The organism is Amycolatopsis sp. NPDC050768 (assembly GCF_040654155.1).
Lineage (GTDB): Bacteria > Actinomycetota > Actinomycetes > Mycobacteriales > Pseudonocardiaceae > Amycolatopsis.
The window spans coordinates 341261-350753 of sequence record NZ_JBFAHL010000011.1 but is presented as its reverse complement, the minus strand read 5'-3'; the positions used below and the strand labels follow the sequence as shown (position 1 = coordinate 350753).

At 69.8% G+C, this 9493-nt stretch carries 8 protein-coding genes; 4 read left to right on the top strand and 4 right to left on the bottom strand.

The features are described 5' to 3' along the window. The 3 genes from ribB to AB0H62_RS30885 all read right to left on the bottom strand — a co-directional run. Window positions 1-566 (bottom strand): 3,4-dihydroxy-2-butanone-4-phosphate synthase (gene ribB / locus AB0H62_RS30895; protein ID WP_360589894.1); only part of this gene is annotated, 566 nt, incomplete at its 3' end. Further along, the gene (locus tag AB0H62_RS30890) at window positions 563-1384 is read right to left on the bottom strand and encodes an isocitrate lyase/phosphoenolpyruvate mutase family protein (RefSeq protein WP_220243297.1); all 822 of its coding nucleotides are present in this window, start codon (window positions 1382-1384) and stop codon (window positions 563-565) included. The genes ribB and AB0H62_RS30890, both read right to left, overlap by 4 nt. A gap of 34 nt (window positions 1385-1418) precedes the next feature. Next, a complete protein-coding gene (locus AB0H62_RS30885) occupies window positions 1419-3233 on the bottom strand; it encodes an AMP-binding protein (RefSeq protein ID WP_360589910.1) in 1815 nt (604 codons plus the stop codon). Between the two features lie 225 nt (window positions 3234-3458). On the opposite strand from AB0H62_RS30885, the gene AB0H62_RS30880 reads away from it, so the two are divergent. The 3 genes from AB0H62_RS30880 (at window position 3459) to AB0H62_RS30870 (ending at window position 7088) form a co-directional block, all read left to right on the top strand. Beyond that, the gene (locus AB0H62_RS30880; RefSeq protein ID WP_220243298.1) at window positions 3459-4448 is read left to right on the top strand and encodes an MBL fold metallo-hydrolase; all 990 of its coding nucleotides are present in this window, start codon (window positions 3459-3461) and stop codon (window positions 4446-4448) included. A 266-nt stretch (window positions 4449-4714) separates the two neighbouring features. Beyond that, window positions 4715-5941, top strand: coding sequence for an MFS transporter (locus tag AB0H62_RS30875; RefSeq protein WP_360589891.1), 1227 nt, complete (start codon window positions 4715-4717; stop codon window positions 5939-5941). Further along, window positions 5904-7088 (top strand): acyl-CoA dehydrogenase family protein, encoded by a 1185-nt coding sequence (locus AB0H62_RS30870; protein WP_360589889.1) that lies wholly within the window; start codon window positions 5904-5906, stop codon window positions 7086-7088. The genes AB0H62_RS30875 and AB0H62_RS30870 overlap by 38 nt, the downstream gene beginning before the upstream one ends. Here AB0H62_RS30870 and AB0H62_RS30865 read toward each other — a convergent pair. Then, entirely contained in the window at window positions 7078-8460 is a 1383-nt protein-coding gene (locus AB0H62_RS30865) for a PLP-dependent aminotransferase family protein (RefSeq protein WP_360589887.1), read from the bottom strand. The two genes, AB0H62_RS30870 and AB0H62_RS30865, sit on opposite strands and share 11 nt — an antisense overlap. A 34-nt stretch (window positions 8461-8494) precedes the next feature. Here AB0H62_RS30865 and AB0H62_RS30860 point away from each other — a divergent pair, with 34 nt between their 5' ends. Next, the gene (locus tag AB0H62_RS30860; protein WP_360589885.1) at window positions 8495-9490 is read left to right on the top strand and encodes a cysteine synthase family protein; all 996 of its coding nucleotides are present in this window, start codon (window positions 8495-8497) and stop codon (window positions 9488-9490) included. Window positions 9491-9493: the final 3 nt, after the last annotated feature.

The following is a 9493-nucleotide window of genomic DNA, read 5'->3' as shown; positions in this document are numbered from 1 at the left end:
TCATGATCCGCGGCGAAAACCTCGAGCTCGTCGCGGCGAGCCATGTCGCCCTCGTCCTTCTGCGACACGATCTCGCACAGCACACCGGCCGGGTTCAGCCCCGCCATCCGGGCCAGGTCGACCGCGGCCTCGGTGTGACCCGGGCGGCGCAGCACGCCACCCTCCTTCGCACGCAACGGCACGACGTGGCCGGGGCGGCGGAAGTCCTTCGCCGACGCGGCCGGGTCAGCCAGCAACCGCATCGTGTGCGCGCGGTCCGCCGCCGAAATGCCCGTGGTGATGCCCTCGGCGGCGTCCACCGTGACGCTGTACGCGGTCCCGCGCACATCCTGGTTCGTGTGATACATCGGCGGCAGGTCCAGCCGATCCGCCTCGGCCTCCGTCAACGCGACACACACATACCCCGAGGTGTAGCGGACCATGAACGCCAGCAACTCCGGCGTCGCCTTCTCCGCCGCGAAGATCAGATCGCCCTCGTTCTCACGATCCTCGTCATCGACCACCACCACGGCTTTGCCCGCCGCGATGTCCACAATGGCGGCTTCGATCCCCTCGCCGCCGGTCACCCCTTGGCCTGGCGCAGCAGACGGCGGAACCGGAACCGCGAGCCGCTCGTCGCCGCGGCGAGGTCACCGCCGGCCAGGTCGATCGCAGCCTGATCGAGTACGGACATCACGTGTGCGTAAAGCGACGACCCGAGGCTGATCCGCTTCACACCGGCTTGGTGGAGTTCGGACACCGTCAGAGTCTTGTCCGCCGGCGACACCACGACGTTGACCGGCTTGGGCGCCACCGCCTGCACGATTTTCTCCACCGACGCGAGGTCGGGCGGGAGCGGGGCGAACAGCACGTCGGCGCCGGCTTCCGCGAAGGCGCTGAGGCGGCGGATGGTGTCGTCGAGGTCGTTGATGCCCTGGATGAAGTTGTCGGCGCGGGCCGTGACGACGATCCGCTGCTGCGCCGCTGCGACGGCGTGGCGCACGCGGTCCACCGACTCGTCGAACGGCCGGATCGGGTTCTCGCCGGTGCCGGTCGTGTCCTCGACACCGATGCCCGCCAACCCGGCCTCGACCGCCGCCTCGACGGTGGCGGCCACGTCCTCGGCGGTCTCGCCGTAGCCGTCCTCGAAGTCGCCGTTGATCGGGAGGTCGGTGAGCCGCTTCAGGAGTTTCGCGTGGTCGAGATGTTCTTCTCGGCTCACGGCGTGGCGGCCGTCGAACCGGCCCAGCGTCGCGGCGAACGCGGCCGAGCTGGTGCCGATCGCCTCGAAACCGGCGTCGGCCATGAGCAGGGCGGAGAGGCCGTCCCAGGCGTTGGGCATGACGAGGCCTTCGGGGCGGGTGTGCAGTGAGAGGAAGTGTTCGTAGATCTCGGAGCCAGGCATGGCGGCGGTCCTTCGGCAGTCGGGGTTCGGCGGTTCAGCGGGTCAGGTCGGGGAACTGGTCGTCGCGCCATTCGGTGCCGGCGTCCGCGCCGAGTTCGCGGGCTCGCAGCTCCACGCGGCGGATCTTGCCCGAGATCGTCTTGGGCAGGTCGGCGAACTCGAGGCGGCGCACGCGTTGGTACGGGGCGAGGTTCTCCCGCGCGTAGCGCAGGATGGACAGTGCCGTCTCCTTGGTGGGCTCGTGTCCGGGCGCCAGTCCGATGTAGGCCTTCGGCACCGCCAGACGGACGGGGTCCGCTGCGGGCACCACGGCCGCCTCGGCAACAGCGGGATGTTCGATGAGCACCGACTCGAGTTCGAACGGGCTGATCTTGTAGTCGCTGGCCTTGAAGACGTCGTCGGTGCGGCCGATGTAGGTGAGGTAGCCGTCTTCGTCTATCGAGGCGACGTCGCCGGTGTGGTAGTAGCCACCGGCCATGGCCTCGGCGGTGCGTTCGTCGTCGGCCAGGTAGCCGGTCATCAACGTCAGCGGAGGCTGTGCCAGGTCGAGGCAGATTTCGCCTTCCCCCGGTCCTGGGACGACGTTGCCGCTCGCGGGTTCGACCAGCACGACCGGGACACCCGGCAGCGGACGGCCCATGGAGCCCGGTTTGACGTCGGATTCGGGGGTGTTGCCGACCTGTGCGGTGGTCTCGGTCTGGCCGAAGCCGTCGCGGATGGTGATGCCCCACGCCGCGCGGACGCGTTCGATCACCTCGGGGTTGAGCGGTTCGCCGGCGCCGATCGCCTCGCGCAGGCCCGCCGGGCGGGCACCGAGGTCGGTGTTGATCAGCATGCGCCAGACGGTGGGCGGCGCACAGAACGTTGTCACTTTTCGCACACGCAGCTGGTTCAGGAGTGCGGCCGGGTCGAAGCGGCTGTAGTTGTAGACGAAGATCGTCGCCTCGGCGATCCACGGGGCGAAGAAGCAGGACCACGCGTGTTTCGCCCAGCCCGGCGACGAGATGTTGAGGTGGACGTCGCCCGGCCACAGGCCGAGCCAGTACATCGTGGCGAGGTGCCCGACCGGGTAGGAGACCTGGGTGTGCTCCACGAGCTTGGGCCGCGTCGTGGTGCCGGAGGTGAAGTACAGCAGCAGCGGGTCGCCGGGTGCGGTGCCGGGGTGTTCGACCGGGGTGTGCGGCAGGTCGGCGGCTTCGTGGAGATCGGCCCAGTGGCGGTTGGCACAGTGGAGATCGGCACAGTGGAGATCGGCACAGTGGAGATCGGCGCAGTGGAAGTCGGCGTCGTGGAGATCGGCCCCATGGAGGTCGGCGCAGTTTTCCGCGGGGCCGACGCTGATCCGTGTGTAGTCGCCGGGAACGTCGACGAACTTGGGCGTGTCGGCGGAGTTGCAGATCACGTGCCGCGGCTCGCCTCGGGTGATGCGGTCGGTGAGGTCGGCGGGTCCGAGCGCGGTCGTGGTCGGCATGATCACGCCGCCGAGCTTCATGATCGCGAGCATGGTTTCCCAGAGCTCGACCTGGTTGCCGAGCATCAGCAGCACGCGGTGTCCTTTGCGGACACCCCGGTTTCGCAGCCACGTCGCCAATCGGTCGGACGCGCGGGACAGCTCGCCGAACGTTCGCCGGGTCTCCGAGCCGTCTTCCTCGACGATGACGAGGGCCGGGCGGTCGTTGTCGGCGTTGTCGCGGGCGACGGCGTCGAACCAGTCGACGGCCCAGTTGAACCGCTCGCCGAGGTCGGGCCAGCGGAACTCCTCGACCGCGCGAACGTGCTTGCCGCGCAATGCCAGCAGCTGGTCGCGGCTCGCCTTGTAGGCCCGGTGTGCGTCGCTCGTGGTCAACAGCGATCCTTCCTTCGGCGTGATAACGCGACTATGCGTTTTCCGGCCGGTCTGTCGCTACCCTTGAACGGGGGTAACCGCGTTGAAAGCCGGTTTTCCTTTTGCGACAATAAATCCCGTGCCACACGACGTTCGGAGCTCTGCTCCCGCGCGCGTGCGCGCGTGACTCCCGTTCCACAGTGGACTTTTATTCCACAGTGGACTCTTGCGACTTCCGAAGGAGAACCCGTGCCCTTCGACACCGACCGCTTACCGTCGTGGCTGGTCTGGCAGCAGCGCCCGTTCCCCGACGCGAACCTGCTCCTGCTGCCCGGCCGGCAGCCGGCTCTGGTGGACAGCGGCTTCGTCGGGCACGCGGAAGAGACGGCCGAGTGGGTCCGCGCGCACACCGCGTCGCTCGACCTGGTCGTGAACACCCACTGGCACTGCGACCACGTCGGCGGCAACGCCCTGCTGCAGAAGAACGGCGCCGGCATCGCCGCCAGCGCCCGCGACGCACTCGCCGTCGCCCGCCGCGATCCCGGCTGCTGCCAGATGGAATACCTCGACCAGCCCGTCCCGCCCTACTCCGTCGACGAACTGCTCGACGACGGACAGGTTTTGTTACTCGGCGACACCGAATGGGAGGTAATCCGAACACCCGGCCACACCCCGGGCCACCTCGCCCTCTGGCAACCGGACGAACGCCTCCTCGCCGTCGGGGACGCGTTGTCGGACTACGACGTCGGCTGGGTGAACCTCGCCCTCGACGGTCCGGATGCCACCACCACCGCGCTCAGTTCCGTACAACACCTGATCGATCTCGAACCCCGCGTGCTCCTTCCCGCACACGGCCCCATCCCCGCCGACACGGGCGCCGCCCTCGCCAACGCCGCGCGCCGCGCCCGGCGCCTCGTCGACGACCCCGACGGCGCCGTCTGGTACGGCGCCCGCCGCGTCTTCGCCTACGCCCTCATGATCCGCGACGGCATCCCCACCGACGCGGTCGAGCCCTACCTGCACGCCCGTGCCTGGCTCAAGGACGCCGCCTGGCTGCTGCGCCGCTCCCCCGAGTCCCTCGCCACGGAACTCATCACCACCATGCTCCGCGCCGGCTCCATCCTTTCCCGCGACGGCAAACTCCACGCCGCCGCCGAACACACGCCCGTCCCACCCTCGTCGCTACAGCAACCCCCACCGGCGACCTGGCCGGCCGTCGAAGCCGCCCGCCTGCCGTGACTCGGTGTGCGAATCCGCACAAGCCGAACACCCACTCCGACTCGCGGCGTCGGCGGTGCCAACATCCCGGTCACCACAAAAGCCTCGCTTGGGAGTCGACCCTGAACCATCCCGACCAGCGCCGACAGGTTCCACAAAGCCTTCCGCGAAGCGCGCATCGGCCCACTCCAGGCGCCGCAGCCGCCGAAATCCTCGACGGCCGTCGAAGGGCCGCTCGGTCCTGACATCCCTTTCACCACAACGGAAATCTCGCTTGGGAGCTGAACGTGCACGAGTCCACGCAGAGTCGGGTCGCCTGGGTGCGGGCGGCGGCCGCGTTGTTCGGCGTTGCGTGGGGGGCCAACCACTTCACGCCGCTGTTGCTGGTCTACCGGGGTGAGCTCGGGTTGCCGGAGTCGGCGGTGACGAGCATTTTCGGCATTTACGCCGTGGGGCTGGTGCCGGCGTTGATCTTCAGCGGGCGGGCGGCGGACCGGTACGGGCGGCGCGCCGTGTTGCGGCCGGCGATCCTCGTCTCGGTGCTGGCCACGCTCGTGCTGATGCTCGGCCCGGTGTGGTGGCCGTCGCTGTACGTCGGGCGGTTTCTGGCCGGAGTCGCGTCCGGCGCGGCGTACAGCGCGGGCACCGCGTGGGTGACCGAGCTGTCCACGCCCGGCCGCGGGGCCCGGCGCTCGGCCGCCGCGTTGTCGCTGGGGTTCGGGATCGGGCCGTTGCTGGCGGGCGCGCTCGCGCAGTGGTTGCCGTGGCCGGTGGAGCTGCCGTATGTCGTGCACCTGGCGTTGATGGCCGGAGTGCTCGTGCTCGCGTGGCGGGTGCCGGAAACCGCGCCGGCGCTCGCACGGGCCGAGCGTGCGCAGTGGCTGCCACGGCCGGCGGTGTCGCGTCACTTCCTGCTCGGCGTGGTGCCGTGGGCGCCGTGGGTGTTCGGGACGGTCGCGATCAGCATCGCGACGCTGCCCGCGTTGTTGCCCAGCCGCACGGCGAGCGCGATCAGCACACCCGTCGCGTTCAGCGGGCTGGTCGGCGGGCTGACGCTGCCGCTCGGCGCGCTCGTCCAGCCGATCGCGCGCCGGCTCGCGCACGCCGGGCACCTGCACGCCCCCGTGGCCGGGCTGCTCGTCACCGCACTCGGCCTGGCCGGCACGGCACTCGTCGCGTGGCGCCCGGTCACCCCGCTGGTCCTCGTGACGGCCGTGGTCCTCGGCACCGGCTACGGCATCCTCATGGTCACCGGCCTGGACAAAGTGGAACGCATGGCCGAGCAGCACGAGTTCGCCGGGCTCGTCAGCATCTTCTACGCGCTGGCCTACCTCGGGTTCGCCGCGCCGTACCTGCTCGCCGCGCTCGCCGGCGGCGCCTCCTACGCGCTGTGGCTCGTGATCGCCGCACTGGCCACCCTCGCCACCATCCCCCTCATGATGCTCGGCGGCCAACCCCTGACCCTTCCCTCGGCAGATGGAGACCGACATGAACCAGCCGTACGCGAACCCTGACTTCGAAGCCTTCCGCATGTCCGAAGAACACCAAGAACTGCGCGCAACCGTACGTTCCCTGTGCGAAAAACAAATCGCCCCCCACGCCGCGGACGTCGACGAGAACTCGCGCTTCCCCGAAGAAGCCCGCGCGGCGCTGACGGCGGCCGGGTTCCACGCGATCCACGTCCCCGAGCAGTACGGCGGCGAAGGCGCGGACGGCCTGGCCGCCTGCCTCGTGATCGAGGAGGTCGCCCGGGTGTGCGTCAGCTCGTCGCTGATCCCGGCGGTCAACAAGTTGGGCAGCATGCCCGTGCTGCTATCGGCGTCGGAGGACCTCAAGAAGCAAGTCCTGCCGACGTTGGCAAACGGACAGGCGTTGTTCGCCTACGGACTTTCCGAGCGAGAATCCGGCTCAGACGCTGTTGCGATGAAAACAAGGGCCCGGCTCGACGGCGACCACTGGGTCCTCAACGGCGCCAAAGCCTGGATCAGCAACTCCGGCGTGGCCACCTGGTACACCGTGTTCGCCGTGACCGACGCCGACCAGGGCGCGGCCGGCATCTCGGCCTTCGTGGTCCACGCCGACGACCCGGGCTTCGAGGTCGGCGCGAAGGAACGCAAGCTCGGCATCAAGGGCTCCCCGACGTGCGAGCTCTACTTCACCGACTGCACCGTCCCGGCCGACCGGATCGTCGGTGAACCCGGCACGGGTTTCAAGACCGCGATGCGCACTTTCGATCACACCCGGCCCACCATCGGCGCCCAAGCGGTGGGGATCGCACAGGGCGCGCTCGATGCTTCACGCGCGTATGTCAAAGAACGCACACAGTTCGGCAAGACGATCGCCGAGTTCCAGGGTGTGCAGTTCATGCTCGCCGACATGGCCATGAAGATCGAGGCCGCCCGCAGCCTCGTGTACCTGGCCGCGGCGAAGGTCGAACGCGGTGAGCCCGACAAGACCTTCTTCGCCAGCAGCGCGAAATGTTTCGCGTCCGACGTGGCCATGCAGGTGACCACCGACGCCGTCCAGCTGTTCGGCGGCGCCGGCTACACCCGCGACTTCCCGGTGGAACGCATGATGCGCGACGCGAAGATCACGCAGATCTACGAGGGCACCAACCAGATCCAGCGAATGGTGATGGCGCGTGCGCTGCTCAAAGGTTGACTTCCGCACACGCCGTTGCGAGACGGCGAACACCTTCGGTGATTTCCTGCGCACCCGAGGTGTCGGCGAACCCCAGCCGCAGGTGCTGAGCCGGGGCCTCGGCGGCGAAGTACCCACGGCCGGGCGACACCGCCACCCCGGCACGCAGAGCCGCGGAGGTGAGGGCGGTTTCGTCCGTCCCGGCGGGCAGGCGCAACCACAGGTAGTGACCACCCGTCGGCACCCTCGGCGGAGCAAGCGAAGGCAGCTCCCGCTGGAGCGCGCCCACCATTGCGTCACGGCGCTCCCGCAGCCCCGCCGCGAGCGAACGCAGGTGCCGCGGCCACGACAGCGCCGCCACGAGGTCCAAAGTGGCCTCCTGGAACGGCCTCGGCACGAAGAAGCTGTCCACCACCTGGATGGCGCGCAGGCGTTCCAGCACCGGTCCCCGCGCGGCGAGCGCCGCGACCCGCAGGTTGGGCGACGTGGCTTTCGTCAACGACCCCAAGTGGACCACCGAACCGTGGGGATCGTCCGCGACCAACGGAGCCGGCACCGGCCCACCGTGCCCGAGGTGGCGCGCCCAGTCGTCCTCGACCAGGAACGCACCGGCCGCGTGCACGATCTCCAGGAGCTCACGCCTCCGCTCCGGCGCGAGCACGGCCCCGGTCGGGTTCTGGAACAACGGCTGGCAGTAGAACACCTTCGCCCCGGTCGCCGCGAGCACCTCCTGCAGGAGGTCGAGCCGCACCCCACCGTCGTCCACCGGAACGGGCACCGGGCGCAACCCGGCCGCGCGGGCAGCGGCGAGCACCCCGGGATACGTCGGCGACTCGACCAGGACCGCGGATCCCGGCGGCGCGACTGCACGCAACGCGGTACTCAGCGCCGCCTGGCCACCACCACTGATCAGCACCTCGGCCGGCGTGAGCCCCAGCTCCCGCGCGAACCACGCCCGCAACGCCGTAACCCCGGCCAGCGGCGGCCGCTCCCACGCTCCCGGGCGGCGGGCCGCCGAAGCCAACGCGGTGGCCATCGCGCGTTCCGGCTGCAGCGAAGCGTGCAGATAACCGCCGTTGAACGCGATCACGTCCGGCGGCGGCACAGCCAGGTTGGCGCTCAACCCGGACGCGTCGACCACCCGCTCGCCACCCTGGTCATCCGCCGTGAGCGCGATCTCCTGCCACGACGTGTCGACGACCGGCTTCTCCCGGGCAACCGTCTCCGCGCGATACGCACCGGCCCCCGGCCGTGTCACCACCAGCCCGTCGGCCGCGAGTACGGCGAGCGCGCGCGACACCGTCACGGGACTGACCCCGAAGCGTTCGACCAGAGCCCGGCTCGACGGCAGTTTCTCGCCCGGCGAGTAGTGATTGAGCTCATTTCGCAGCACATTGGCCACGTTTCGCGAACTGCTATCATGGGACATGAAGGTGAATGATAGCGCTATCGCTCGCACGGGAGTAGCAGTCGGCGTCCTGCCCTCGGCGCTCGACGCGATCGGCGACACCCCGATGGTCCGGCTCGACCGCGTCACCGACGGCGTCGACGGGACCCTGCTGGCCAAGCTCGAGTACCTCAACCCCGGCGGGTCCAAAAAGGACCGTGTCGCGAAACGGATCATCCAGGCCGCCGAGGAAACCGGGGCGCTGCGGCCGGGCCAGCCCGTGGTCGAGCTCACCAGCGGCAACACCGGCGCCGGCCTCGCCATCGCTTGCGCGGTGACCGGCCACCCGTTCGTCGCCGTGCTGTCGCGCGGGAGCTCGACCGAACGCGCGCGCATGATCGCCGCGCTCGGCGCCGAGGTCGTGCTCGTCGACCAGGCCCCCGGTTCCGTGGCCGGCCGCGTTTCGGGCGCGGACCTGGCGCTGGTGGAAAAGCAAGCTCGGTTGATCACCCAGTCACGCGGAGCGTTCCGTTCCGATCAGTTCGAAAACCACCACAACGTCGAGGCCCACTACACCGGCACCGGCCCCGAGATCTGGGCACAGACCGGCGGCAGGCTCGACGCGTTCGCCGATTTCGTCGGCACCGGCGGCTGCCTGGCGGGCGTCACGCGGGCACTGAAGGAACGGGACCCGGCCATCCGGTGCTTCGCCGTCGAACCCGAGGGCGCCGCGGTGCTCGCCGGACACGAGGTGTTCGAATCCCACCACCCCATCCAGGGCGGCGGCTTCGGCCGCGCCGACCTCACACATCTGCGTGACGTGCCCCTCGACGGCTACCTCCAGGTCACCGGCGACGAAGCCCGCCGGGCCTCCCGCCTGCTCGCTACCCGCGAAGGCATCTTCGCCGGTTTCTCCGCCGGTGCCAACGTCGCCGCGGCCCTCCACCTCCTGCAGCACGAGCTCGCCGGCGCCACGGTCGCCGTCGTGATCCCCGACTCGGGCCTGAAGTACCTGTCGACGGACCTGTGGGAGTAGCCG